The organism is Pseudomonas sp. BJa5 (assembly GCF_030272875.2).
GTDB lineage: Bacteria > Pseudomonadota > Gammaproteobacteria > Pseudomonadales > Pseudomonadaceae > Aquipseudomonas.
The window spans coordinates 1-23,148 of record NZ_JALRNG020000010.1 but is presented as its reverse complement, the minus strand read 5'-3'; the positions used below and the strand labels follow the sequence as shown (position 1 = coordinate 23,148).

Genomic DNA, 23,148 nt, shown 5'->3' with positions numbered 1-23,148 from the left:
CTTTTTTCATGGGGCAAGGAGGAGTGCATGAGCAAGGTTACAATCGAGTCGCTGGTCTATCATGTTGCCGGCAAAGCCTATGAGAGTCGCCTGGTCTACACCCAGGGTGCCCTGGGGCAGCCCGGGTTGCTGATGGCACCTAACTGGATGGGCATCGGCGAGGGTGCCGAGCGCATCGCCAAGGAAGTGGCCGCCCAGGGCTACGTGGTACTGATCGCCGACCTCTACGGGCAGACTCTGCGCCCGTCGAACATGGACGAGGCGGCGGCAGCGATGATGCCGCTCAAGGATAACCGCGTCGAGTTGCGCAAGCGCATGAAGGAGGCGCTGAACCAGTTGCTGGGCCAGTCGCGGGCGGTGCTGGAGCCAGGCAAGCTGGCCACCTTCGGCTTCTGCTTTGGCGGCTGCTGCGCGCTGGAGCTGGCGCGCGAGGATATGCGCCTGCAGGCGGCGGTGTCCTTCCATGGCACCCTGGATACGCCGATGCCGGCCCAGGAAGGCAAGGTCAAGGCGTCGATGCTGGTGCTGCATGGCGCGGCCGACCCGTTCGTGCCCAAGGAGCAACTGCCGGCCTTCGAAGCCGAGATGGATGCGGCCAAGGTCGACTGGCAGCTGATCAGCTACGGCGGCGCGGTGCATTCCTTCACCGACACGGCGGCGAACATGCCGGGCAAGATGAAGTACGACGCGCGCACCTCCAAGCGGGCGTTCCGGGCGATGTTCAATTTGCTCGATGAGGTGTTCAAGGCCTGAATCGCTTCGCGGGGCAAGCCCGCTCCTACGGATCGCTGTAGGAGCGGGCTTGCCCCGCGATCAGCACCTCAAGGCAACTCGATCCGCTCGGTTTCCCCCGGCACCGTCGGCCAGTCTCCGGCCGCCCAGCGCGCCCGGGCCTGGTCGATCAGTGCCGGGTCACTGGCGACGAAGTTCCAGTTCATCCGCCGCGGCCCATCCAGCGGCGCCCCGCCGAACAGTACCAGCAGGCATTCGCCCTCGGCGTACAGGCTCATTTCCTCAGCCTGCGGCAGCACCACCAGGCTGCATGGCTCGACGGCTTCGTCGTTCAGGCTCACCTCACCCTCCAGCACATAGAGCGCGCGCTCGGCATGTTCGGTGGGGATGTTCAGGGTGGTGGCCGCCTGCATGTGTACCAGCGCATAGAGCGTCGGTGAGAGCACCGGCACCGGCGACTCCAGGCAGAAGCCGCTACCGGCGATCATGCGGATGTTCACGCCCAGGTTGTCGCTGCTCGGCAGGCTGGCCGCAGGATGATGGCTGTAACGCCCGTCACCTTGCTCGGCTGCCTTGGGTGAGGCCAGCCACACCTGCAGCCCATGCAGCCGCGAGCCGCGCGCCAGCAGGTCGGCAGGGGTGCGCTCGACATGGGCAACGCCACGGCCGGCGGTCATCCAACTCACATCACCAGGCAGGACTCGCTGGTCCGAGCCCAGGCTGTCCTTGTGCTGCAGTTCACCTTCGAACAGGTAGGTGAGGGTAGACAGGCCGATATGCGGGTGCTGGCGGATGTTCATGCCGATACCCGGGGCATAGTCGGTTGCGAGCATATGATCGAAGAACACGAAGGGCCCGACGCTACGCGATTGCGCCGAGGGCAGCGGACGCAGGATCGGCTGGCCCTCGACGGCTTCGGTGCGAGGGCGGATGACCAGGGGATTGCTCACGGTGGGCTCCAGGCCGGGAATGGACGGCGTGAGCATACCCTGTAACAGACACTGGCTGAACTGTGCCGCCAGCGCGCCGGTCTACCCTGTCTGAGACGACTGGAAGGAATGTGCGATGTTCATCAGGGGCCTGGCCTGGATACTGCTGTTGGGATTGAGCCTGCAAGGCGTGCAGGCGCGCGACTACCGCTACAGCGATGCGCACCTGCACTACGTGGACTTCTTCCAGGAAAGCGAGGGCATGGCGGCGCTGCTCAAGGCCATGGATGAGGCGCGTGTCGATCAATCGATGATCGCCGGCATCCCGGTGGCGAAAAAATGGCATGAAGACGAACCCAAGCGGCCGCGCTATTACGCTGGCGACGACGCCGATGCCTACTGGTACAGTGCCACCGATCTCTACGTCGCGGCCGCGCTGGAAAAACTCGAACCCGCACAGCGCCAGCGCTTTCATCCGTTTCTGGCCGGCTTCAACCCGGTGGACAAGAACGCCGTGGCGCACATCGAGCGCATGCTGGCGTTGTACCCGGGTCTCTGGCAAGGCATTGGCGAAGTCTTCACCCGCCATGACGATCTCACTGCCCTGACCACCGGCGATACGCCGCGGGCCAACAACGAGGCCATGACCCGCATCTATCACCTGGCCGCCGAGCAGGATCTGCCGGTGCTGATCCATTCCAACATCACCTCCAAGCGCGAACGCAATCCGTTGTACCTGGCGGAAATCGAAGAGCCGCTGCGCAACCACCCGCATACCCGTTTCATCTGGGCCCATGCCGGCACCAGCCTGGAGATCCATCGCCACCAGACGCAGCTGGATTTTCTCCTGCCGACCCTGACGCGGATGCTCGAGGACTATCCCAACCTGTATATCGACCTGTCCTGGAGCGTCCTGCAGCCCTATCTGCTGGACGAACAGGGCAAGCCCAGGGGGCAGTGGGTCGAGCTGGTCAAACGCTTCCCAGAACGCTTCATGCTCGGTTCCGACGTGGTGGGGCGTTTTGCCAGCCTGGGTGAGCAGATGCATGCGTTCGAGCCTTTCCTCGATGCCTTGCCCGAGGACGTGGCGCGCAAGGTCGCCCGGGACAACTTCCTGGCCGTGCTGCCAAGGCCGCGATAGTTGCCAAGCTGTCATCAGCCTGTCATGCGAGCGTCATAGCCTGCCGCCATCAACCTTGATGGAGTGCACCATGTTTTCCAGTCGTTTCAGTGCTGTGTGCGGGCTCATGCTGGTCAGTGGCCTGGCCAGTGCCGAAGTCCGCGTCGAAGGCCCGATCGAGTACGGCCTGTTCGAAACCCGTCACCAGAACTTCCAGCCGGGCGAGCGGGTGCTGACCCAAAGCAACCAGACCCTCCAGCAGACCGACGAGATCCCGGCGCGCCTGGGTGCCAAGTTCGGTATGCGCTATCGCCTGCAAGGCAAGGTCGCCGATGACACGCCGCTGACCCTGTTGTACCTCACCCCGGGTGTGCGCACCCCCGATGGCAAGCGTCATGACAAGTTCGAAGTGGTGCAGAAACTGGTGCCCGGCGCCAGCCAGGATGTGATGGCCTACGAGTTCAGCGAAAACCATGAGGTGGTGCCGGGGCAATGGCATTTCATGGTGTTCCAGGGTGACCGCCTGCTCGCCGAGCAACGCTTTATCGTGCGTTGAACAGGCGGGCACGAGGAATCGCGGGGCAAGCCCGCTCCCACCGGGTGGCAGTGTGAGGCCTACCCGGTGGGAGCGGGCTTGCCCCGCGATCATAAACAAAAACGCCCCGACGAGTCGGGGCGTTTCATCATAAGGGGGCGAGCCCTTACTTGCCTTCCCAGCGCTTGAGCACCAGGGTGGCGTTGGTGCCGCCGAAACCGAAGCTGTTGCTCATCACGGTGTCGATCTTGGCGTTTTCGCGGGTTTCGCGCACGACCGGCAGGTCGGCCACTTCCGGATCCAGCTCGTCGATGTTGGCGGAGCCGGCGATGAAGCCGCCTTCCATCATCAGCAGGCAGTAGATCGCTTCATGAACGCCTGCGGCGCCCAGGGAGTGACCGGACAGGCTCTTGGTCGAGCTGATGGCCGGGGCCTTGTCGCCGAACACTTCACGCACACCTTTCATTTCCGCGACGTCGCCGACCGGGGTCGAGGTGCCGTGGGTGTTCAGGTAGTCGATCGGGGTGTCGACGGTGGACAGCGCCTGCTGCATGCAGCGGATTGCGCCTTCGCCGCTCGGGGCCACCATGTCGTAGCCGTCGGAGGTCGCGCCGTAGCCGACGATTTCGGCGTAGATTTTCGCGCCGCGGGCCAGGGCGTGTTCCAGTTCCTCAACCACTACCATGCCGCCACCGCCAGCGATGACGAAGCCATCACGGTCGGCATCGTAGGCGCGCGAGGCCAGTTCCGGGGTTTCGTTGCGCTTGGTCGACAGGGCGCCCATGGCGTCGAACAGGAACGACTGGCTCCAGTGCTCTTCTTCACCGCCGCCGGCGAAGACGATGTCCTGCTTGCCCCACTGGATCTGCTCCATGGCGGTGCCGATGCAGTGTGCGGAGGTGGCGCAGGCCGAGGAGATCGAGTAGTTGATGCCCTTGATCTTGAACGGGGTGGCCAGGCACGCCGAAACGGTGCTGCCCATGGTGCGGGTAACACGGTACGGACCGACGCGCTTGACGCCTTTTTCGCGCAGGGTGTCCAGCGCTTCCATCTGGTTCAGGGTCGAAGCGCCGCCGGAGCCGGCAACCAGGCCGGTGCGCGGGTTGGATACCTGCTCTTCGGTCAGGCCCGAGTCCTTGATCGCATCCTGCATCGCCAGGTAGGCGTAGGCGGCGGCGTGACCGACGAAGCGGTAGACCTTGCGGTCGATCAGTTCTTCGAGGTTCAGGTCGATGGAACCGGAAACCTGGCTGCGCAGCCCCATTTCCTTGTATTCCGGGTTGAAACGGATGCCCGGACGGCTTTTACGCAGGTTTTCGGTGACGGTCTCTTTGTCATTGCCCAGGCAAGAAACGATGCCCAGACCTGTGATTACGACGCGGCGCATGCGAATAACCCTTAGAAATTGTCAGTGGAGGTGAACACGCCGACACGCAGACCGTCGGCGGTGTAGATCTCGCGACCGTCGACGCTGACCGAACCATCGGCAATGGCCATGTTCAGTTTGCCTTTGAGGACGCGCTTGATATGAATGTTGTAGGTGACTTTCTTCGCTTCTGGCAGCACCTGGCCAAAAAACTTCACTTCGCCCGAACCCAGGGCGCGGCCACGGCCTGGCAGACCCTGCCAGCCAAGGAAAAAGCCGACCAGCTGCCACATGGCGTCGAGGCCCAGGCAGCCCGGCATCACCGGATCGCCTTCGAAGTGGCAGGCGAAGAACCACAGGTCCGGATTGATATCCAGCTCGGCGACCAATTCACCTTTGCCGTACTTGCCGCCTTCCTGGCTGATGTGGGTGATGCGATCCACCATCAGCATGTTCGGGGCGGGCAATTGCGCGTTACCTGGGCCGAACAGCTCACCGCGACTGCAGCGCAGCAGGTCTTCCCGAGTAAAGGCGTTTTGTTTGGTCATGCGAGCTCCTCAATAGTCCCCGTGCGGCAGGGGGCAAATCTTCCCGGCCGACCCAAGACCCTTGTGCTTGGGGCGGTAGCCTACACATAGACTATTGCGTTGTAGTGAAAGTCACAGCGCACGGGGCAAAGAAGTACACTTGTGCACTGAAATTTTATTTTCAGGTCTTTCAAGGGACCTGTCCAGTCCATAAGACTGCCGCAATTTCAGATTAATCGCCAGTCGCAGCTGACTGATCGGGCAGCCATCGCTGCAGAATCTGCTGCAGGTCAGTACGTTTGAACGGCTTTGCCAGGTAATCGTTCATCCCGACGCCCAGGCAGCGCTCGCGGTCACCCTGCAAGGCGTTGGCGGTCAGGGCGATGATGGGGGTGGCGGAGGCCAGGGGCAGCTGGCGGATGCGCCGGGTGGCCTCGTAACCGTCGATGATCGGCAGGCGGCAGTCCATCAGGATCGCGGCAAAGCGCTGGCGGGCGACCTGGGCCACCGCCTGGGCGCCGTCCACGGCCGTAAACACCTCAAACCCCAGGCTGCGCAGCATGGCTTCGATCACTGTCTGGTTCACCGGGTTGTCCTCCACCAAGAGGACTCGCCGGCCCAGGCCTTCGGCTTCGCCTGCGCCAGTCTTTGCCGGGCTCGGCAGGTGCGGCGCCTGAGCCGTCGACAGGGCCAGCGGCATTTCCAGGGTGAAAGTCGAGCCCAGGCCCTCGCGACTTTCGGCTCGCAGGGTGCCGCCCATCCGTTCGGCCAGGGTGCGGGCAATCGACAGCCCCAGGCCCGTGCCGCCGTAGCGCCGGGAAATCGAGCTGTCGGCCTGCTGGAAGGCGACGAACATCATCTCCAGGTGGGCGTTGTCGATGCCGATGCCGGTGTCCTGCACCGCGCAGGTAAACCAGATCAGTTGTGCATCGAGCGCCTGCCAGCGCGGTTCGATGCGCACGCTGCCGCGTTCGGTGAACTTCAGGGCGTTGCCGATCAGGTTGAGCAGGATCTGGCGGATCCGCGTCGGGTCGCCCGTCACCTGCAGTTGCGCCATGCCCGCAGGCAGCTGCAACTGCAGGTCCAGGCCGCGCTGCACCGCCAGGTGCTGGAAGGACTGCACGCTGCTGCCGATCAGTTCTGCCAGGTTGAAGTCGATCTGTTCCAGTTCCAGATGGGTGCGCTCGATCCGCGAGAAGTCGAGGATGTCGTTGATCACCTTGAGCAGGTGCCCGGTCGATTCACTGGCCACGGCGGTGTACTCGGCCTGCTCTTCGCTCAAGGAGGTGGTTTCCAGCAGTTGCAGCATGCCCATCACGCCGTTCATGGGGGTGCGCAGCTCATGGCTCATCATGGCCAGGAAGTCGGACTTGGCCTTGTTCGCCTGCTCGGCCTCTTCACGGGCCTGGATCAGCTGCGACATGGCTTGCTGCTGCTCATGGCTGGCCTGGCCCAGGGCGCTGGCCAGGTTGTTGATGTGCCGGGCCAGGTGGCCCAGTTCGCTGTCGTCGACCACTGGCAACGGGGCGTTGTATTGACCCTGCTGGATGGCCTCGACCGCATGGCCCATGTCGCTGATCGGCTGGGCCAGGCTTTTTGCCAGGCGCCGGGCCAGGAGGAAGGTGAACAGCAGGGCGAACAAGGCCAGGATCGCGGCCTTGATCATGATTTCTTGCTGGCGCTCGCTGAACGCGTCGTTGGACATGCCGACGATGACCCGGCCCAGGTAGTCGTCACCGATATTCTTCGGAGGTTGTCCGCCGTTGTGCAGGAAGTCGTTGTCCAGGCGGATCTGCTGCAGGCGGATGGGCGCCTGGAAGACCTCGACCTGCTGCGCGCGATGGGTGTGCTCATCGGGTTGCTCGACGTACACCAGAATATGGTTGCTGCTGTCCTGCACCTCCAGGAAGCGCACATGGGGAATGCTCAGGGTGGCGCGCATCAGGCTTTCCAGCACTTCGTCGTTGCCGGCGATCACCCCGTATTCGGAGGCCGGGGCCAACTGGTTGGCGATCAACTGGCCGGTGTGATTGAGCTCCTGGCGCAGGTCCTGGATCCGTACGAAGGTAAAGAAGCTGATCAGCAGCAGGGTCAGCAGCAGGGCAGGGCCCAGGCTGATGATCTGTGTGCGGGTGTGGATGTCCCAGCTCAGACGACGCCTCATGGTCTGCGTTCTCCTTCAGCCAGCGCCAACGCGGCACGCTCGGGGTCGATGGCTTCGATGCCCAGGGCGCGGGCAACCTGCTGGTTGCCGACGACACTGAAATGATCCGGGTAGAGGGTCCGCGGCCAACGGCCTGGCGGTTGGTCGAGCAGGCGGTCGAGCACCGCCAGCCAGTCGTTCTGGTCGCTCAGGGTGCTGGCCAGGGCGCCAGCCCTGACAAACCCGGCATTCGGACCGATCAAGGCCATCTGCCGGGCGTAGCTGCTGAGCAACAGGTTCTTGGCGGTCTTGGAGTTGTACAGCTGGGGATCGTCGATGCCCAGCAGCACGTCGCTGTGTTGCAGCAGGGTTTGCAACGGGCGGCTGTCGCGTGGGTCCGGCCAGGCTTCGGCGACGATCTCAAGGCCCAGGGGCCTGGCGGCGCGACGCAGTTCCTCGACCAGGAACTGGCTGTGCTGGGCATAGAGCACGCCGACGCGCCGGGCCTGGGGCAGCAGGTAGCGGGCCAGGCGCAACTGGCGGTCCAGCGGCGGATCGCTCCATAACAGGCACAGGTAGGTCGGGCGCAGGCTGCCCAGGCGCTTTTCGGCCTGGACCCGGCTGACGCGCAAGGCCAGCGCCGGTGGCCCGGCGGTTTCACCCAGGCGCCACTCCAGGCTGGCGCTGTCGAGCAGGATCAGGCGGATGTTCGGGCTCAGCCTGGCGGGGCGGGGCAGCTCGTCCACCGGTACGAAACGCACCGTGTCGGCCGGGCGGCGCTCACGCAAGGCCTGGACGAAATGCTCGACGCCAGGGCTGTCCTGGTTGCCGGTGAGGAGGATTTCGCTCGCCGACAACACGCCCAGGGGCCAGAGACAGGCCAGCAGCAGCCAGCGCCGCAGTGTGCGCATCAGAACGTCAGCTCCGCACTGAAATACAGGACATGGCGGCTGTCATAACGGTTGTCGTCATGGGTGGTGGGTTCGTCGTCCAGGCGCTGTTGCAGCATGCCCGCCAGTTCCAGTTGGGTGCGCTGCCAGCGCAGGCGCTTGGCCACGCGCAGGTCCACGCGTTCGAAACGGTACTGGTTCAGTGCATCGTCACCATAGTAGAACAGGGCGCTGGACCAGCCCTGGCCCCAGTCGCGCAACCAGCCGGCCGAACCACTGTTGCTGGCACTCAGGTCGCTGTCGGCGGGATTGCTGGCCCAGGCGTCGACGTACGCATAGGTCAGGCGCAGGCGGTCGGCCGGGTTCAGTTGCCAGTCCAGCTGGGCCTCGCTGCCACTGAAGCGGGCCTTGTTGCTGTTGCTGGCGATGTACTGGTTGTTGCGCAAGGGCTCGCTGATCATGCCGGTGATTTCGTCGTAGAACAGCTTGAGGTCGATACTCAGGTCCGCGCCTGCGAAGTAACCGTTATAGCCCAGTTCCCGCGAGCGCATGCGTTCCTGTTCGAGATCGCCGGGGCCGCGGGTCTTGACGAAGTACTGAGCGCTGCGCTGGCCGAAGGCCGCAGGCTGCAGATTGTTGACCCGGTAGCTCCAGTTGACGTTGTTCTCGAACATGTCGGGCGAACGCACAGCTTCGGAATACACCGCGCGCAAACCGTGGCGCGGGGTGATCAGGTAGTTGACCGCCAGGCGCGGGGTCAGCGAGCTGCCGGAGAGCTGGGCGTTCTCGTACATCGCACCGCCCTGGAGGATCCAGTGTTCGTCGGCACGCCACTCCAGGTGGCCGAACAGGCGCCAGGTAGTGTCATCCACGCTGCCGTTGAAGTAGGTCTGCGAATCGGCGCGGTCGTAGCGGTAATTGGCGCCGCTGACCAGGCGCAGGCTGTCGGACAGGCTCAGGGTGTCCTGCAGCTCCAGGTCGTAGCGGGTTTCCCGGGTGCTCTGGTCGATGTCGCCACAGACCTGGCTGGAACCGCCCAGGCGCCACTGCTGCTTGACCTGGGCGGCGAGTGCCTGGCGTTCACCGGCGCTGGCGGGCAGGGGGGCGAGGATGTTGCGCGCCACTTGCTCGGTAAAGTTGGGGTCCAGCTGCCAGAGGCGGGTCAGCTCCGGGCTGAACGACAGCGCGGCATCACAGGCGCGCCAGACCTGCTGGCGGTCCCACTGTTGGGCCGAACCCTGCACATAGAGGCTGTGCTCGGGGCTCAGGTCGAGGTTCCAGCGCACCGAGCCTGCATAGTCCTTGGCGTTGACATCGGAGTTGTCGCCATTGGCGGTGACGCCATAGAACACCGGCTTATAGGTGTAGGGGCGCTGGTTGCTGCCTTCTTTGGCGGCGAACTGCCAATCCAGGCTCTGGTCGTTCGCCAGGGTATGGCTGGCGCTGATGTTCAGGCGATTGAGCCGGCGGCTGTCGCGGTAGTCCTGGCCGTTGGCGTGTTCATCGAAGCCGTCGTCCTGCATGCCGGAGAGCGACAGGCGCAGGTCGCCACCGTCCCAGCCGCTGCCCTGGCTTGCGTACCAATCGTCGATGCCGCGCTGGCCGCGGGTGACTTTCAGGCGCGTGCCATGGCTGTCGGCCGGCTTGCGGGTGAGGATGTTGACCACCGCCATCAGCGCGTTGGCGCCATAGCTGACGGTATTGGGGCCGCGAAAGACCTCGATGCGCTCGATGTCTTCCATGGCCAGCGGAATGTCGCTCCAGTCCACCGTGGCCAGGCCTGCGCGGTACACCGAACGGCCGTCGATCAGGACCTGCATGCGCCGGGCGAAGTTGACGTTGCTGCCATGGTAATTGACCGTGGGCTGGTTGGCGGCGCCGTAGCCGATCATCATGCCCGGGACCAGGCGCAGCAATTCGGGAATGTCGCGCGCGCCACTGGCGTGAATCAGCTCGTTGTCGAGCACGGTCATGCTGCCGGGCACGGCCGCCGGCGACTGTTTGAGCCGGGTCGCGGTCAGCACCTGTGGCACGGCCTGGCTATCGACGAACAGGTCGTCGGCCGCCGTGGGTCCGCTCAGCAGGGCGGTCAGCAGGATCAGAGGGCGAGAAGCGGGAGAGCCGGAGGGCACGGTGCGGCCTTGGTTGCTGGTTCAAACCGGGCATGTTAACCGAGTGGCCAGCATTTTTCAGTCGTGGGCGGGCCAATGCCGTGGTCAAATCGCACATCTGGCGCTAGCTCTGGCACGGCCGCTCCGTATAATGCGGGAGTCGCCACTTTTTTGGTTTTAACGGATTGGATATGACTGAACAGCAGCCTGTTGCAGTGCTTGGAGGCGGGAGTTTCGGCACCGCCGTGGCGAATCTGCTGGCGGAAAACGGATTCGGGGTACGCCAGTGGATGCGCGATCCCGAGCAGGCCCGGGCCATGCGCGATAACCGGGAAAATCCGCGTTACCTCAAAGGGGTGAAGATCCATCCACGGGTCGAGCCGGTCAATGACCTGCTGGCGACCCTCGGCGACGCTGAGCTGATCTTCGTCGCCCTGCCATCCAGTGCCCTGCGCAGCGTACTGGCGCCGCACGCGCAACTGTTGCGCGGCAAGATGCTGGTCAGCCTGACCAAGGGCATCGAGGCGCAAAGCTTCAAGCTGATGAGCCAGATTCTCGAAGAAATCGCCCCAGAGGCGCGCATCGGCGTGCTGTCCGGGCCGAACCTGGCCCGCGAAGTGGCCGAGCACGCCCTGACCGCCACCGTGGTCGCCAGTGAAGACGAAGCCCTCTGCCAGCGCGTGCAGGCGGTGCTGCACGGGCGCACCTTTCGCGTCTATGCCAGCAGCGACCGTTTCGGTGTCGAACTGGGCGGGGCGCTGAAGAACGTCTACGCAATCATCGCCGGCATGGCGGTCGCCCTGGGCATGGGCGAGAACACCAAGAGCATGCTGATCACCCGGGCGTTGGCGGAGATGACCCGCTTTGCCGTGAGCCAGGGGGCCAACCCCATGACCTTCCTGGGCCTGGCCGGGGTCGGCGACCTGATCGTCACCTGCTCGTCGCCCAAGAGCCGCAATTACCAGGTCGGTCATGCCCTGGGCCAGGGCCTGAGCCTGGATGAGGCGGTCAATCGCCTGGGCGAAGTCGCCGAAGGCGTCAACACCCTCAAGGTGCTCAAGGTCAAGGCCCAGGAAGTCCAGGTCTACATGCCGTTGGTGGCCGGCCTGCACGCGATCCTGTTCGAAGGCCGGACCCTGACCCAGGTGATCGAACTGTTGATGCGCGCCGAACCGAAGACCGACGTCGATTTCATCTCCACCAGCGGTTTCAACTGAGTACAGGAGCAAGACATGAACGAATCCCCGAACCAGGCCCAGCGCGAATCCATCATCCTGCGCGTGCTGTGGATGCTGGTGTTCCTGGTGGTCTGGCAACTGGCCGAGCTGTTGCTGGGCGGCCTGATACTGGTACAGCTGATTTATCGCCTGGTCTATGGCGCGCCGAGCGCCAGCCTGATGAACTTCGGCGACAGCCTCAGCCAGTTCCTGGCTCAGATCGGCCGCTTCGGCAGCTTCCACAGCGACCAGAAGCCCTGGCCGTTCGCCGACTGGCCAACCCCCCGTGCACCGGAAGGCGAAGCGCCCCACAGCGTGCCGGCGGCGCCGCACCCGGTGCGTGACGAGGAGCCCAAGCTGTGAAGCTCTGGGTGCTGCGCCATGGCCAAGCCGAGCCGCAAGCCCGCACGGATGCCGAGCGCAACCTGACCGCGCACGGGCGCGAGCAGGTGTTGCACAGTGCCGCGCTGTTGCTCGGTCAGCCGCCACAGGTGATCCTTGCCAGCCCCTATGTGCGTGCCCAGCAGACCGCAGCGCTGGTGCACGAGGCGCTGGGGTTCGACAAGCCGGTGCAGACCGTGCCCTGGCTAACGCCCGACACCGACCCGCAAAAGGTGATCGGTGAACTGGACAAGCTGGGCCTGGACCAGGTGCTGGTGGTAAGCCACCAGCCGCTGGTCAGTGCCCTGGTGGGGCTGCTGCTGCACGGCAATTATCGGGACCAGCCGCCCATGAGCACCGCCAGCCTGGCCGAGCTGGAAGGCGATTGGCCGTTGGCCGGGTTGATGACCTTGAACAGCCTGTCCCACCCGTGAGTGGCCGGGGCTGAGCCCCCTTGCAGAAGAGGAGCGACCGATGAGCCTGTGGCACACCCAACCTGTTCTCGAGCAGCTCAACGCCTTGAACAAGAACACCATCGGTGAAGTGCTGGATATCCGCTTCGAGTCGTTCACCGACAACTCGCTGAGCGCCAGCATGGTGGTCGACCACCGCACCCATCAGCCGTTCGGTCTGCTGCATGGCGGGGCCTCGGTAGTGCTGGCCGAAACCGTCGGTTCCATGGCCAGCTACCTGTGTATCGATCCGCGCAAGTACTACTGCGTCGGCCTTGAGATCAATGCCAATCACCTGCGCGGACTTCGCAGCGGCCGGGTGACGGCCACGGCCCACCCGGTGCATATCGGTCGCAGCACCCATGTCTGGGATATCCGCCTGCGCAGCGACCAGGGCAAGGCCAGTTGCATCTCGCGCCTGACCATCGCGGTGATCGCCTTGGGTGAAGAACCTCCAGCGCGCTGATCGAGCTGGTATTTTTGTCAGTTGTCCACAGCTGCGCAGGCTTGCTAGCGTTCGCCTCAAGTCGTGGGGCAGGGTGCCCCTGGGGATCAGGGAATGAGCAACAGTCATCTGCAACTGGCGTACTCCGCCAACCTGCAACCGATGCTGGACAAGGTGCATAGCGACCAGGTCCTGGATTTCGCCGAATACCGCCTGCTGCAGGACAGCGCCGCGGCCAAGCTCGACTACCTGCTGCGCAAGTTCGACGAGCCGCAGGAACTGGAGCAGCTGCGCCAGGCCGGTATCCGCATGGCGCATTTGCTGCAGACCAGTTGCCTGGCCCTGCGCCGGCTCGACATGGACCGCGAAGACAAGCGCCGTGCCCGGGAAGCCCTGGAGCAGCAACTGGCGTATATCCAGGCGTGCCTGCGCCGTTCCATGGTCAGTTTCGGCGAGTATTGACCTGATTGCCCTCGCCGATGGCTTTTCCGGACATTGCCGGCCGTGACCTGCTTGCAGACAATGGACCGACACTCTCCCACGGACAGGCGGCCATGTCGCAGCGCATCTTCTTCGCCCATGCCAACGGCTTTCCTTCGGGCACCTATGGCAAGCTCTTCACGGCGCTGGCACCTGACTACCAGGTGACGCACTTGCCGCAGCACGGCCATGACCCGCGCTTTCCGGTCAACGACAACTGGCAGAACCTGGTCGATGAGCTGATCCATCACCTGCACGCGCAACCCGGCCCGGTCTGGGGTGTCGGACACTCCCTGGGCGGCCTGCTGCACCTGCATGCGGCGCTGCGTCATCCCGAGTTCTACCGCGGGGTGGTGATGCTCGACTCGCCGGTGCTCACCCGCGTCGACCAGTGGCTGATCCAGGCGGCCAAGCGCATGGGCTTCATCGACCGCATCACCCCGGCCGGACGTACCCTGGGGCGGCGCGAAGCCTTTGCCGACCGCGACAGTGCCCGGGCCTATTTCGCCGGCAAGTCCCTGTTCCGCCATTTCGATCCGGAGTGCCTGGACGCCTACATCGACCACGGCCTGCAGCCCAGTGAAGAGGGGGTGCGCCTGCGTTTCGACCCGGCCACCGAAATCAGCATCTACCGCAACCTGCCGCATACCCGCCCGGCGCCGGCCAAACGCCTGGAAGTGCCGTTGGCGATGGTTCGTGGCAGCCGCAGCGACGTGGTCCGGCGCCATCATGCCCTGGCCGTGCGCAGCCTGCCCCGGGGCGAGTACCATAGCGTGCCCGGCAGCCATATGTTCCCCCTGGAGCGGCCGGTCGACACGGCGAGCCTGATCAAGGGCCTGTTCGATCGCTGGCAGCAGGAGCCCGCATGAGCACTGAAATTCAAGAGATTCGCCTGAACCTGGGGCATATCGAACTGGCTGCGCACCTGTTCGGGCCCGCCGACGGGCTGCCGGTGATCGCCCTGCACGGCTGGCTGGACAACGCCAACAGCTTCATCCGCCTGGCGCCGAAGCTGCGCGGCCTGCGCATCCTCGCCCTGGACCTGGCCGGGCATGGCCACTCCGAGCACCGTCCGCCCGGTGCCGGCTACGCGCTGTGGGACTACGCCCACGACGTGTTGCGGGTCGCCGAGCAAATGGGCTGGGCACGCTTTGCCCTGCTCGGTCACTCGCTGGGGGCGATCATCTCGGTGGTACTGGCCGGCGCACTGCCCGAGCGGGTGACCCACCTGGCCCTGATCGATGGGGTGATCCCGCCCACCAGCGGCCCGCAGGATGCCGCCGAACGCATGGGCATGGCCCTGCAGGCGCAGTTGAACCTGGACAGCAAGCGCAAGGCCGTGCACCCGACCCAGGAGCGGGCCGTGGAGGCGCGGATGAAGGGCCTGGTGGCGGTCAGTCGCGAGGCCGCCGAGTTGCTCGGCCAGCGCGGCCTGATGCCGGTGCCGGGTGGCTACACCTGGCGCAGCGACAGCCGCCTGACCCTGCCATCGCCCACGCGCCTGAGCGAAGCCCAGGCGCTGAGTTTCGTCAAACGCATCGCGTGCCCTGCGCACTTGATCGTCGCCGCCGACGGCATGCTGGCCCGTCACGGCGCGTTGCTCGAGCAGCTACCCTTTGTGCATGAGCAACTGCCCGGCGGCCACCACCTGCACCTGAACGATGAATCCGGCGCAACCCTTGTTGCAGACTGTTTCAATCGCTTCTTTGGCATTTCTTGACTTGAGGCGGGCAACTGTCGAGGCTTGGCGGGTTGAACAGGGAGACAACCATGAACAAGCAAGACACCGCTTCACTCCATTCCCGCCGTAGCGCGTCGTACAGCGTGGTCTGCCGATGACTATCGAGCGTACCCTGCACCTGGCGCTGGCCGGCCTGGCCCTGTGCCTGAGCACCCCGTCGCTGGCCGACGGCTTGCCGGTACCTGTCGATGCCAAGGTGGTCGTCGAAAACAGCGCGGTCGACCAGGAACGGATCTACCCGCTCGGCGCCCTGCGCAAGATCAGCGGCCAGTTGCGCGCCGAAGGCAAGATCGAGAGCCGTGGCCAGGTCAGCTCGGTAACCTATGAGCTGCCGCGCGAACGTAGTGCCAACGAAGCCTTCACCAGCGCCCGCGAGGCCCTGCAGAAAGACGGCGGCTACCCGCTGTTCTGGTGCCAGGCCCGCGATTGCGGCGAAAACAGCCTGTGGGCCAACGAAGTATTCAAGAACAACCGCCTGGGCGGATCGGACGACCAGCAGGCGTTCATCCTCCTGCGCCGCTCGGCCGAGCAGAGCAACACCCTGGTGGCCCTGTACAGCATCACCCGCGGCAACAAGCGCGCCTACCTGCATGTGGAGGAGTTCGTGGCCCAGGCGCCGCTGGGCGAATTGCTGCCGACCCCGGCTACCGTGCTGCGCGAACTGCGGGACACCGGCAAGCTCGACTACCCTGATCTGACGGGCGAGCCGCAGGCGGCCTGGGTCTCGCTGCTGGGACGCAGCCTGAACCTGGACAGCACCTTGCGGGTCAGCCTCAGTGGCGCCCAGGCCGAAGCCTGGCGCGAGCAACTGGGCAATGCCGGGGTGCGCACCGCCCGGCTGGAAGTGGGTGATGCCAAGACCGACGGCTTCCACGTCGAACTGATCCGTTGAGCGAGAACAGCATGCCCAATCATGACCGCCTGCTGGTACAGATCATCCTCCTGGGCCTGCTCGGGGCCGGGCTGTGGGTGATGGCCCCGTTCATCTCGGCGCTGCTCTGGGGCGCCATCCTGGCCTTTGCCAGCTGGCCGCTGATGCGCCTGTTGACCCGCCTGCTGGGTGGCCGCGAGACCCTCGCCGCCGGCCTGTTGACCACCTTGTGGATTCTGCTGGTGGCCCTGCCGCTGGTGTGGCTGGGTTTCAACCTGGCCGATCACGTTCGCGATGCCACCGCCTTCGTGCGCGATGTGCAGGTCGACGGCCTGCCGGATGCCCCGGCCTGGCTGGGCGGGGTGCCGCTGGTGGGCCCGCGCCTGGCGGGCTGGTGGGACACCCTCGATCATCAGGGTGCGGCCTTGCTGACCACGGTCAAACCCTACCTGGGCCAGGTCGGCAACTGGCTGCTGGCACGCAGCGCGCAGATCGGTGGCGGTGTGCTCGAACTGACCCTGAGCCTGGTCTTCGTGTTCTTCTTCTACCGCGACGGGCCGCGCCTGGCCGCCTTCGTGCTGCGTTTGCTGGAGCGCTTGGTCGGCGAGCGTGCCGAATATTACCTGGGCCTGGTCTCCGGCACCGTGCAGCGGGTGGTCAACGGCGTGATCGGTACGGCCGCGGCGCAAGCGGTGTTGGCGCTGATCGGCTTCCTGATCGCTGGTGTGCCGGGGGCGCTGGTGCTGGCCATCGTCACCTTCATGCTCAGCCTGATCCCCATGGGCCCGCCGCTGGCCTGGGTGCCGGCCACTGCGTGGCTGGTGTGGCAGGGTGAGTACGGCATGGCGGTGTTCCTGGGAGTCTGGGGCACCTTCGTCATCAGCGGCGTGGACAACGTGCTCAAGCCGTACCTGATCAGCCGGGGCGGCGACCTGCCGCTGGTGATCGTCCTGCTAGGGGTGTTCGGCGGCCTGCTGGCCTTCGGCTTCATTGGCCTGTTCATCGGCCCGACCTTGCTGGCCGTGGCCTATAGCCTGTTGCTGGACTGGTCGCGCGGCCCGCAGGCTACGCCGCAGGCCTGAGGCTGTTCTTGAGGGTCAGAGCTGCGGGGCGGTGTTCTTGACCACGGCCAGCTCCGGGTGGGCCACCAGCTTGTCGATGTGCAACTCGTCGTTGTTCATCCAGGTCTCGGTCAGCACCCGGTAGTGCTCCATGTCGCGACAGCGCATGCGCAGGCTGTAGTCGAAATGGCCGCTGATCAGCTGGCAGTCGAAGACCTGCGGGCAGGCGCGTACGCAGGCCTCGAAGGCTTTCTGCGCGGCACGCCCGCTCTGGTTGGACAAGGCCACCAGCACCAGCAGCGACAACCCCGGCGAGACCATCTGCACATCGATGATCGCGCCATAACCACGAATCACCCCGCGCCGTTCCAGCTTGCGTACCCGTTCCAGGCACGGGCGGGGGGTGAGGTGCACCAGTGAGGAAAGCTTCTCGTAGGTGATGCGCCCATTGTGGCGCAGCACGTCGATGATCGCTTCATCGATCCGGTCCAGGGGTGGTGCGGCGTGCGGGCTGTTGACCTTGGTATCCATGCAGGTTCGGCTTCACTTCAAACGGTTGGAAAGAAATTGCTGCAGGCGCTCGCTCTGCGGCCGGTCAAGTATCTCGGCGCTTCCTTGTTCCTCGACCCGGCCCTGATGCAGAAACAGCACCTGGCTGGACACTTGACGGGCAAAGCCCATCTCGTGCGTGACCATGAGCATGGTACGACCTTCCTCGGCCAGCGTCTGTATCACTTTCAACACTTCACCGACCAGCTCCGGATCCAGCGCCGAGGTGGGCTCGTCGAACAGGATGATTTCCGGCTCCATGGCCAGGGCCCGGGCGATCGCCACCCGCTGTTGCTGGCCGCCGGAGAGGAACGCCGGGTACTGGTCGGCGGCCCGGGCCGGCAGGCCGACCTTGTCCAGGTACTTGCGTGCCCGCGCCTGGGCTTGCTCGGCGCTGACACCCAGCACGCGGCGGGGCGCCAGGCAGATGTTCTCCAGCACGGTCATGTGGCTCCACAGGTTGAAGTGCTGGAACACCATGGCCAGGCGGGTGCGCAGGTTCTGCAGTTGCGCCGGGTGCGGGGCGCGGGTGCCGGCGCGGCCCTGGCGCATTTCGATGCGCTGGTTGTCGAGGGTGATGACCCCCGCGTCGGGTTGTTCGAGGAAGTTGATGCAGCGCAGCATGGTGCTCTTGCCCGAGCCGCTGGCGCCGATCAGGCTGATGACGTCGCCCTTGCGGGCATCGAGCGAAACGCCCTTGAGCACCTGGTGCTCGCCGTAGCTTTTATGCAGGTCCTGGACGCTCAGCTTGACAGTGGCCTCCAGGGTTGTGGTGTGCGGGCGTACTGCTGGACGGCTGGTGATGCCGGTCGACAAGGCGTGTGCGGAAGTGGTCATGGATTAGCCTCGGGCAGGGACAAGGAAACGCATCCAGCGTCGTTCGGCCAGGCGAAAACCGCCGACCAGTGCAAAGGACAGCAACATGTACAGCAGGGCCGCGACACCGAAGGCCTGGAAGGTCAGGAAGGTGGCGGCGTTGGCATCGCGGGCGACCTTGAGGATGTCGGCGATGGTGGCGGTAAAGGCCAGCGATGTGGCATGCAGCATCAGGATCAGTTCGTTGCTGTAGGCCGGCAGCGAACGGCGCAGGGCGGCGGGCAGCACCACGAACAGGTTCAGTCGCCAGCCGTGCAGGCCATAGGCCTGGGCCGCCTCGATCTCGCCGTGGGGGATATTGCGGATGGCCCCGGCGAAGATCTCCACGGTGTAGGCGCAGGTATTGAGCACGAAGGCCAGCAGCGTGCAGTTCAGGGCGTTGCGAAAGAACTGGTCGAGCAGGGCGTGATCGCGTACCACTTCCAGGCCATACAGGCCGGTGTAGCAGATCAGCAACTGGATATACAGCGGCGTGCCGCGAAACACGAAGGTGTAGAACTCCACCGGCCAGCGCAGCCACAGGGTGCGCGACACCCGTGCCAGGGCCAGGGGCAGCGACAACACAAAGCCCAGGACCATGGTGACGATGAACAGCCACAAGGTCATGGCCAGGCCCGAGAGCCCGGCGCCATCGTGGTAGAGGTAGGCCAGGCCGTACTCCTGAATGAGCTCGATCATCGTGCCAGCTCCTTGATGCCGGTGTTGTAGCGCCGCTCAAGGTGCTTGAACAGGCGGTTGGACAAGGTGGTGATCAGCAGGTAGACCAGGCCGGCGATGATCAGGAAATACAGGGTGTTGTTGGTGGTCTTGCCGGCGTTCTGCGCGGCCTTGACCAGATCGGCCAGGCCGATGATCGACACCAGGGCAGTGGACTTGAGCAGCACCAGCCAGTTGTTGCCCAGCCCCGGCAGGGCGAAGCGCATCAGTTGCGGGAACAGCACCAGGCGAAAGCGCTGCACGCGGCTCAGGCCATAGGCGGTCGCCGCTTCCAGTTGCCCGGCCGGGACACTGAGGATCGCCCCGCGAAAGTTTTCGGTGAAATAGGCGCCGTAGATGAAGGCCAGGGTGATGACGCCGGCGGTGAAGGGATCGATCTCGAAGTAGTCCCAGCCCAGTAGCTCGGTCAGGTCGTTGAGCCACAGTTGCAGGGTGTAGAAGATCAGCAGGATCAGCACCAGGTCGGGCACGCTGCGGATCAGGGTGGTGTAGAGGGTGGCCGGCACGCGCAACAGGCGCAGGCGCGACAGTTTGGCGCTGGCGCCGAGCAGGCCCAGGGCCAGGCTCAGCAGCAGTGACAGCAGCGCAAGCTTGAGGGTCATCCAGGTGCCTTGCAGCAACAGCGGGCCGAAGCCCTGCAGGCTCAAGGCATGCAAGCCGGTAGCGTGGAGGAAGTTGTTCACGGGAGAAATCTCGTCAGGGGCGCAAGATCAGCAACGGCACCGGCCAGGTCAGTCCTGGCCGGTGGTCGAGGGTTCAATCGTTGTAGATATCCAGGTCGCCGACGTATTTCTTCTGGATCGCGGCGAAGGTGCCGTCGGCGTGGACCATGGCGATACCCTTGTCGATCAGGGCCTTGAGTTCGGTGTCGTTCTTGCGCAGGCCCATGGCGATGTCCAGCGGCAGGCTCGGGTCCTTGATCGCCGGTCCGCTCTGGAAGTCGGCGCCTTCGGGGCGGGAGAGGAAGTTGAGCTGGGCTTCGAGCTTGTCGGTCAGGGTGGCGTCCAGGCGGCCGTTGATCAGGTCGGCGTAGTTCTGGTCCTGGGCCTGGTAGGCCTTGACCTGGGCCCCCAGCGGCGCCAGCTTGGCGCGGGCGTAGGCTTCCTGCAGCGAGCCTTGTAGCACGCCGACCTGCTTGCCCTTGAGCGATTCGGGGGTGTCACCGAAATCGGCACCCTTGCGCACGATCACCGAGGTCGGGCTGAGGAACAGCCGGGCGCTGAAATCGATCTGCTTGAGCCGCGCCGGGGTCACCGCCATGGACGACATGATGGCGTCGAACTTGCGGGCGCGCAGGGCCGGGATCATGCCGTCGAATTCGTTGTGCACCCAGGTGCACTTGACCTGCAGCTTGGCGCAGATGGCGTTGCCCAGTTCGATGTCGAAGCCTTGCAGGCTGCCATCGGCGGCCACGGATTCGAAGGGGGGGTACTCGGGGTAGACACCGAAACGGATTTCGGTCCATTCCTTGGCCTGGACGCTGGTTGCACACAGAGGAAGAAGCAATACGCCGAGGAGCTTGCGCAGTGAAGTCATGGAGGTATCCCTGATTTTTATGATTGATGTAGGGCAGTGGAGCGCACAGGTCCGTTAATGACTCTTTGGTCGGGATCAGAATGCGCGATGGCGACGAGTTTTTTTTGTCGTTTCTGCCGGCGTCGGCTGCCGGATTTTGCTGTTAAGTCATAGGTTGCAGCGGAATCCGCTGCGCTATCTCCGGTTTTGGTTCGACACACAGCGGTTTCCGATCCGCCGCGCCCGGGCGCGGCGGATCCGGGGTCACTCAGGCGCGCTTTTTCTGGGCGCTGGCCAGTGGCTGGCGCAGCAGGGCGAACAGGTCCTTGGGGTTGTCCAGTTCGGGCACCAGGGCAATGTCATGGCCGATGTCCAGGGCCTTGGCCACATCCAGCACGTAGCGCAGGGCCGAGTAGTCTTCCAGGGCGAAACCGACCGAGTCGAACAGGGTGACTTGCCCGGCGTTCTCGCGGCCTTGCACCTGGCCATTGACCACTTGCCAGAACTCGGTGGTCGGCGAGTTGGCCGGCATTTGCTGGATCTCGCCTTCGATGCGGCTTTGCGGTTCGTACTCGACGATCACCCGGGCGCGCTCGACGATGTCGCGGTGCAGCTCGGTCTTGCCCGGGCAGTCGCCGCCGACGGCGTTGAGGTGCATGCCCGGCTCGATCATTTCCGGGGTGAGGATGGTGGCGTAGGCCTTGTCGGCGGTGACCGTGGTGACGATGTCGGCGCCGCGCACCGCTTCAGCCACGGAGCCGGCGACGCTGACCCGCAGCTGCGGGAAGGCGCTGAGGTTGGCCACCAGCTTGGCGCTGGCCGCGGGGTCCAGGTCGTACAGGCTGATTTCTTCGATGCCCAGCAGGGCGTGGAAGGCTAGGGCCTGGAATTCGCTTTGCGAGCCGTTGCCGATCAGCGCCATGCGGCGGCTGTCCGGGCGGGCCAGGTAGCGTGCGGCCAGGGCCGAGGTGGCGGCCGTACGGATCGCGGTGGTCAGGGTCATCTCGCTGAGCAGCACCGGCGCGCCGGTATCGACATCACCCAGGGCGCCGAAGGCCATGACCGTGAGCATGCCGCGCCTGGTGTTCTTCGGGTGACCGTTGACGTACTTGAAGGCATACAGGTTGGCGTCCGACACCGGCATCAGCTCGATCACGCCGTCGGGCGAGTGGTTGGCCAGGCGCGCGCATTTCTCGAAGTCCTGCCAGCGCAGGTAGTCCTCGCGGATGTACTCGGCCATCTCACTGATGCAGGTGCTCAGGCCTTTGCGCGCGACCAGGTGGCTGAGGTCGGTAACGTCGATGTAGCGGGTCATGATGAACTCCTTTGTTGTAATCAGTGACGGACAGGCAAGTGCACTTCGGCGAGCATGCAGCGGGCGCTGCCACCACCGATGCGTTCGATATGGTCGATGTTCACCACCACCGGGTGACTGTGGCGCTCGACCTGCCGGCGCTGCTCGGCGGACAGGGCGCGCCAGGCGCTGCGCGACATCACCAGCAGCGCCTGGCCCTGCTTGTCGTGGACCTCGAGCATGTTGCCGGCGAAGCCTTCGAGCTGGTCGAAGTCCAGGGCCAGGATGTCCTTGCCGGTGTCGCGCAGCGAATGCTCCAGGTCGCGGCGTTCGCCGGCGTCGGGCAGGGCATCGAGGCAGACCAGCGACAGCCCGCGGCCGACGCTCATCATCACGTTGCTGTGATAGATCGGCGCCTGGTGCCGGTCCAGGGCGTGGAACACACACAGGCGGTAGTCGAGCTGTTCGGCAAACTGGCGCAGGGCCTGGGTGTGAGTGCGCCCGGAGTGACAGGCGTAGCTGATCCGGTGCTCACGGTCGAGGACCATGCTGCCGGTCCCTTCCAGGTACATACTCTGCTGTTCCAGCGGGCTCAGATCGATGGTCTGACGGACGGCGAAGCGTTCTTCCAGAACCTTGAGCACGCCTTTGCTGCGCTCCAGGCGGCGGTTCTGGCCCTCCATCGGGTAGAGCACCAGGCTGCCGTCGGCATGGCTGCTCCACCAGTTGTTGGGGAAGATCGAGTCGGGGGTATGGGGCGCCGGGGTGTCCTGCACCACCAGCACCTCGACACCATGCTGGCGCAGGGTGTCGACATAACCGTCGAATTCTTCCAGCGCTTTCTGTTGCGCCTGCTCGGGGTCGAGCAGAGCCTTCTGGAAGCGGTTGTTCAGGGCAGTGTCCGGGTTGAAGGCGAACCGCGCCGGGCGGATCATCAAGACTGTATTTGTTGTTTGCATCGAGGCACGCATCCGGGGTTGGCGGTGTGACTATTGTCGATGCGAAGGCGGATAAATCCCGGCTGAAGCGGGGTGGGCGTTCAGCCGGGAAAGCTGAAAAGCGAGGTTCGACAGCGGAATCGGCTGTTGGTGTTTGTGGCGCTGGTATCGCGGGGCAAGCCCCCACCAACAGTAGGAGCGGGCGTGGCCCGCGATGGCGGATTCAGAAGCAGCGCAAGCGCGGGTACAAGGGGGTAC

The 23,148-nt window shown here is 64.8% G+C and carries 25 protein-coding genes; 12 read left to right on the top strand and 13 right to left on the bottom strand.

The window, feature by feature from the left end:
* The first annotated feature begins 27 nt into the window (after positions 1-27).
* Positions 28-753, top strand: coding sequence for a dienelactone hydrolase family protein (locus M2D63_RS07970; RefSeq protein WP_285862313.1), 726 nt, complete (start codon positions 28-30; stop codon positions 751-753).
* A 68-nt stretch (positions 754-821) separates the two neighbouring features.
* On the opposite strand, the gene M2D63_RS07965 is transcribed toward M2D63_RS07970, so the two are convergent.
* Positions 822-1,682, bottom strand: coding sequence for a pirin family protein (locus M2D63_RS07965; protein ID WP_285862312.1), 861 nt, complete (start codon positions 1,680-1,682; stop codon positions 822-824).
* Positions 1,683-1,797: 115 nt separating this feature from the next.
* Between M2D63_RS07965 and M2D63_RS07960 the strand changes: the two genes are divergently transcribed.
* Together M2D63_RS07960 and M2D63_RS07955 are read left to right on the top strand one after the other, a co-directional pair.
* Positions 1,798-2,802: an amidohydrolase family protein gene (locus M2D63_RS07960; protein WP_285862311.1), complete on the top strand. Its 1,005-nt coding sequence runs from the start codon at positions 1,798-1,800 to the stop codon at positions 2,800-2,802.
* A 70-nt stretch (positions 2,803-2,872) separates the two neighbouring features.
* Entirely contained in the window at positions 2,873-3,337 is a 465-nt protein-coding gene (locus M2D63_RS07955; RefSeq protein ID WP_285862310.1) for a DUF3859 domain-containing protein, read from the top strand.
* Positions 3,338-3,482: 145 nt separating this feature from the next.
* On the opposite strand, the gene fabB is transcribed toward M2D63_RS07955, so the two are convergent.
* The 5 genes from fabB to M2D63_RS07930 form a co-directional block, all read right to left on the bottom strand.
* On the bottom strand, positions 3,483-4,703 hold the full coding sequence (gene fabB, locus M2D63_RS07950) for a beta-ketoacyl-ACP synthase I (RefSeq protein WP_285862309.1): 1,221 nt from the start codon (positions 4,701-4,703) through the stop codon (positions 3,483-3,485).
* Between the two features lie 11 nt (positions 4,704-4,714).
* The gene (gene fabA / locus M2D63_RS07945; RefSeq protein WP_285862308.1) at positions 4,715-5,230 is read right to left on the bottom strand and encodes a 3-hydroxyacyl-[acyl-carrier-protein] dehydratase FabA; all 516 of its coding nucleotides are present in this window, start codon (positions 5,228-5,230) and stop codon (positions 4,715-4,717) included.
* A gap of 211 nt (positions 5,231-5,441) precedes the next feature.
* Positions 5,442-7,373, bottom strand: a complete 1,932-nt coding sequence (locus M2D63_RS07940; RefSeq protein ID WP_285862307.1) for an ATP-binding protein — start codon at positions 7,371-7,373, stop codon at positions 5,442-5,444.
* On the bottom strand, positions 7,370-8,263 hold the full coding sequence (locus M2D63_RS07935; protein WP_285862306.1) for an ABC transporter substrate-binding protein: 894 nt from the start codon (positions 8,261-8,263) through the stop codon (positions 7,370-7,372). Before M2D63_RS07935 ends, M2D63_RS07940 begins: the two co-directional genes overlap by 4 nt.
* Entirely contained in the window at positions 8,263-10,374 is a 2,112-nt protein-coding gene (locus tag M2D63_RS07930; RefSeq protein ID WP_285862305.1) for a TonB-dependent siderophore receptor, read from the bottom strand. The genes M2D63_RS07935 and M2D63_RS07930 overlap by 1 nt, the downstream gene beginning before the upstream one ends.
* Positions 10,375-10,544: 170 nt before the next feature.
* On the opposite strand from M2D63_RS07930, the gene M2D63_RS07925 reads away from it, so the two are divergent.
* The 9 genes from M2D63_RS07925 (at position 10,545) to M2D63_RS07885 (ending at position 17,022) form a co-directional block, all read left to right on the top strand.
* Entirely contained in the window at positions 10,545-11,570 is a 1,026-nt protein-coding gene (locus M2D63_RS07925; RefSeq protein ID WP_285862304.1) for an NAD(P)H-dependent glycerol-3-phosphate dehydrogenase, read from the top strand.
* Between the two features lie 15 nt (positions 11,571-11,585).
* Positions 11,586-11,933 (top strand): DUF4389 domain-containing protein, encoded by a 348-nt coding sequence (locus M2D63_RS07920; protein WP_285862303.1) that lies wholly within the window; start codon positions 11,586-11,588, stop codon positions 11,931-11,933.
* Positions 11,930-12,385: a phosphohistidine phosphatase SixA gene (sixA, locus tag M2D63_RS07915; protein WP_285862302.1), complete on the top strand. Its 456-nt coding sequence runs from the start codon at positions 11,930-11,932 to the stop codon at positions 12,383-12,385. Before M2D63_RS07920 ends, sixA begins: the two co-directional genes overlap by 4 nt.
* 40 nt (positions 12,386-12,425) lie before the next feature.
* On the top strand, positions 12,426-12,869 hold the full coding sequence (locus tag M2D63_RS07910; RefSeq protein ID WP_285862301.1) for a hotdog fold thioesterase: 444 nt from the start codon (positions 12,426-12,428) through the stop codon (positions 12,867-12,869).
* Positions 12,870-12,962: 93 nt separating this feature from the next.
* Positions 12,963-13,310, top strand: a complete 348-nt coding sequence (locus M2D63_RS07905; protein WP_285862300.1) for a hypothetical protein — start codon at positions 12,963-12,965, stop codon at positions 13,308-13,310.
* A gap of 92 nt (positions 13,311-13,402) precedes the next feature.
* The gene (locus tag M2D63_RS07900) at positions 13,403-14,197 is read left to right on the top strand and encodes an alpha/beta fold hydrolase (protein ID WP_285862299.1); all 795 of its coding nucleotides are present in this window, start codon (positions 13,403-13,405) and stop codon (positions 14,195-14,197) included.
* Positions 14,194-15,048, top strand: a complete 855-nt coding sequence (locus M2D63_RS07895; protein ID WP_285862298.1) for an alpha/beta hydrolase — start codon at positions 14,194-14,196, stop codon at positions 15,046-15,048. Before M2D63_RS07900 ends, M2D63_RS07895 begins: the two co-directional genes overlap by 4 nt.
* 115 nt (positions 15,049-15,163) lie before the next feature.
* A complete protein-coding gene (locus tag M2D63_RS07890) occupies positions 15,164-15,961 on the top strand; it encodes a DUF4892 domain-containing protein (protein WP_285862297.1) in 798 nt (265 codons plus the stop codon).
* An 11-nt stretch (positions 15,962-15,972) separates the two neighbouring features.
* Positions 15,973-17,022 (top strand): AI-2E family transporter, encoded by a 1,050-nt coding sequence (locus M2D63_RS07885; RefSeq protein ID WP_285862296.1) that lies wholly within the window; start codon positions 15,973-15,975, stop codon positions 17,020-17,022.
* 15 nt (positions 17,023-17,037) lie between these two features.
* On the opposite strand, the gene M2D63_RS07880 is transcribed toward M2D63_RS07885, so the two are convergent.
* From M2D63_RS07880 to ctlX, 7 genes are all read right to left on the bottom strand, one after another.
* Positions 17,038-17,532 (bottom strand): Lrp/AsnC family transcriptional regulator, encoded by a 495-nt coding sequence (locus M2D63_RS07880; RefSeq protein WP_285862295.1) that lies wholly within the window; start codon positions 17,530-17,532, stop codon positions 17,038-17,040.
* A gap of 12 nt (positions 17,533-17,544) precedes the next feature.
* Positions 17,545-18,387 carry an ABC transporter ATP-binding protein gene (locus M2D63_RS07875; RefSeq protein ID WP_285862294.1) on the bottom strand — a complete coding sequence of 281 codons (843 nt, stop codon included), beginning with the start codon at positions 18,385-18,387 and terminating at the stop codon, positions 17,545-17,547.
* A gap of 3 nt (positions 18,388-18,390) precedes the next feature.
* On the bottom strand, positions 18,391-19,104 hold the full coding sequence (locus M2D63_RS07870) for an ABC transporter permease (protein ID WP_285862293.1): 714 nt from the start codon (positions 19,102-19,104) through the stop codon (positions 18,391-18,393).
* Positions 19,101-19,826, bottom strand: a complete 726-nt coding sequence (locus tag M2D63_RS07865; protein WP_285862292.1) for an ABC transporter permease — start codon at positions 19,824-19,826, stop codon at positions 19,101-19,103. Before M2D63_RS07865 ends, M2D63_RS07870 begins: the two co-directional genes overlap by 4 nt.
* 73 nt (positions 19,827-19,899) lie before the next feature.
* The gene (locus M2D63_RS07860) at positions 19,900-20,679 is read right to left on the bottom strand and encodes an ABC transporter substrate-binding protein (RefSeq protein WP_285862291.1); all 780 of its coding nucleotides are present in this window, start codon (positions 20,677-20,679) and stop codon (positions 19,900-19,902) included.
* A gap of 247 nt (positions 20,680-20,926) precedes the next feature.
* A complete protein-coding gene (locus tag M2D63_RS07855) occupies positions 20,927-21,973 on the bottom strand; it encodes an ornithine cyclodeaminase (protein WP_285862290.1) in 1,047 nt (348 codons plus the stop codon).
* A 20-nt stretch (positions 21,974-21,993) separates the two neighbouring features.
* On the bottom strand, positions 21,994-22,911 hold the full coding sequence (gene ctlX / locus M2D63_RS07850) for a citrulline utilization hydrolase CtlX (protein WP_285862289.1): 918 nt from the start codon (positions 22,909-22,911) through the stop codon (positions 21,994-21,996).
* Positions 22,912-23,148: the final 237 nt, after the last annotated feature.

Bases quoted from the DNA above. Each gene is read 5' to 3' on its own strand.
- M2D63_RS07935 (WP_285862306.1), bottom strand. From the start codon at position 8,263: ATGCGCACACTGCGGCGCTGGCTGCTGCTGGCCTGTCTCTGGCCCCTG.
- M2D63_RS07880 (WP_285862295.1), bottom strand. From the start codon at position 17,532: ATGGATACCAAGGTCAACAGCCCGCACGCCGCACCACCCCTGGACCGG.
- M2D63_RS07885 (WP_285862296.1), top strand. From the start codon at position 15,973: ATGCCCAATCATGACCGCCTGCTGGTACAGATCATCCTCCTGGGCCTG.
- M2D63_RS07855 (WP_285862290.1), bottom strand. From the start codon at position 21,973: ATGACCCGCTACATCGACGTTACCGACCTCAGCCACCTGGTCGCGCGC.
- M2D63_RS07860 (WP_285862291.1), bottom strand. From the start codon at position 20,679: ATGACTTCACTGCGCAAGCTCCTCGGCGTATTGCTTCTTCCTCTGTGT.
- M2D63_RS07955 (WP_285862310.1), top strand. From the start codon at position 2,873: ATGTTTTCCAGTCGTTTCAGTGCTGTGTGCGGGCTCATGCTGGTCAGT.
- M2D63_RS07940 (WP_285862307.1), bottom strand. From the start codon at position 7,373: ATGAGGCGTCGTCTGAGCTGGGACATCCACACCCGCACACAGATCATC.
- fabA (WP_285862308.1), bottom strand. From the start codon at position 5,230: ATGACCAAACAAAACGCCTTTACTCGGGAAGACCTGCTGCGCTGCAGT.
- M2D63_RS07910 (WP_285862301.1), top strand. From the start codon at position 12,426: ATGAGCCTGTGGCACACCCAACCTGTTCTCGAGCAGCTCAACGCCTTG.
- M2D63_RS07870 (WP_285862293.1), bottom strand. From the start codon at position 19,104: ATGATCGAGCTCATTCAGGAGTACGGCCTGGCCTACCTCTACCACGAT.
- M2D63_RS07895 (WP_285862298.1), top strand. From the start codon at position 14,194: ATGAGCACTGAAATTCAAGAGATTCGCCTGAACCTGGGGCATATCGAA.
- M2D63_RS07925 (WP_285862304.1), top strand. From the start codon at position 10,545: ATGACTGAACAGCAGCCTGTTGCAGTGCTTGGAGGCGGGAGTTTCGGC.
- fabB (WP_285862309.1), bottom strand. From the start codon at position 4,703: ATGCGCCGCGTCGTAATCACAGGTCTGGGCATCGTTTCTTGCCTGGGC.
- M2D63_RS07960 (WP_285862311.1), top strand. From the start codon at position 1,798: ATGTTCATCAGGGGCCTGGCCTGGATACTGCTGTTGGGATTGAGCCTG.
- M2D63_RS07875 (WP_285862294.1), bottom strand. From the start codon at position 18,387: ATGACCACTTCCGCACACGCCTTGTCGACCGGCATCACCAGCCGTCCA.
- M2D63_RS07905 (WP_285862300.1), top strand. From the start codon at position 12,963: ATGAGCAACAGTCATCTGCAACTGGCGTACTCCGCCAACCTGCAACCG.
- M2D63_RS07970 (WP_285862313.1), top strand. From the start codon at position 28: ATGAGCAAGGTTACAATCGAGTCGCTGGTCTATCATGTTGCCGGCAAA.
- M2D63_RS07920 (WP_285862303.1), top strand. From the start codon at position 11,586: ATGAACGAATCCCCGAACCAGGCCCAGCGCGAATCCATCATCCTGCGC.
- M2D63_RS07900 (WP_285862299.1), top strand. From the start codon at position 13,403: ATGTCGCAGCGCATCTTCTTCGCCCATGCCAACGGCTTTCCTTCGGGC.
- M2D63_RS07890 (WP_285862297.1), top strand. From the start codon at position 15,164: ATGACTATCGAGCGTACCCTGCACCTGGCGCTGGCCGGCCTGGCCCTG.
- ctlX (WP_285862289.1), bottom strand. From the start codon at position 22,911: ATGCAAACAACAAATACAGTCTTGATGATCCGCCCGGCGCGGTTCGCC.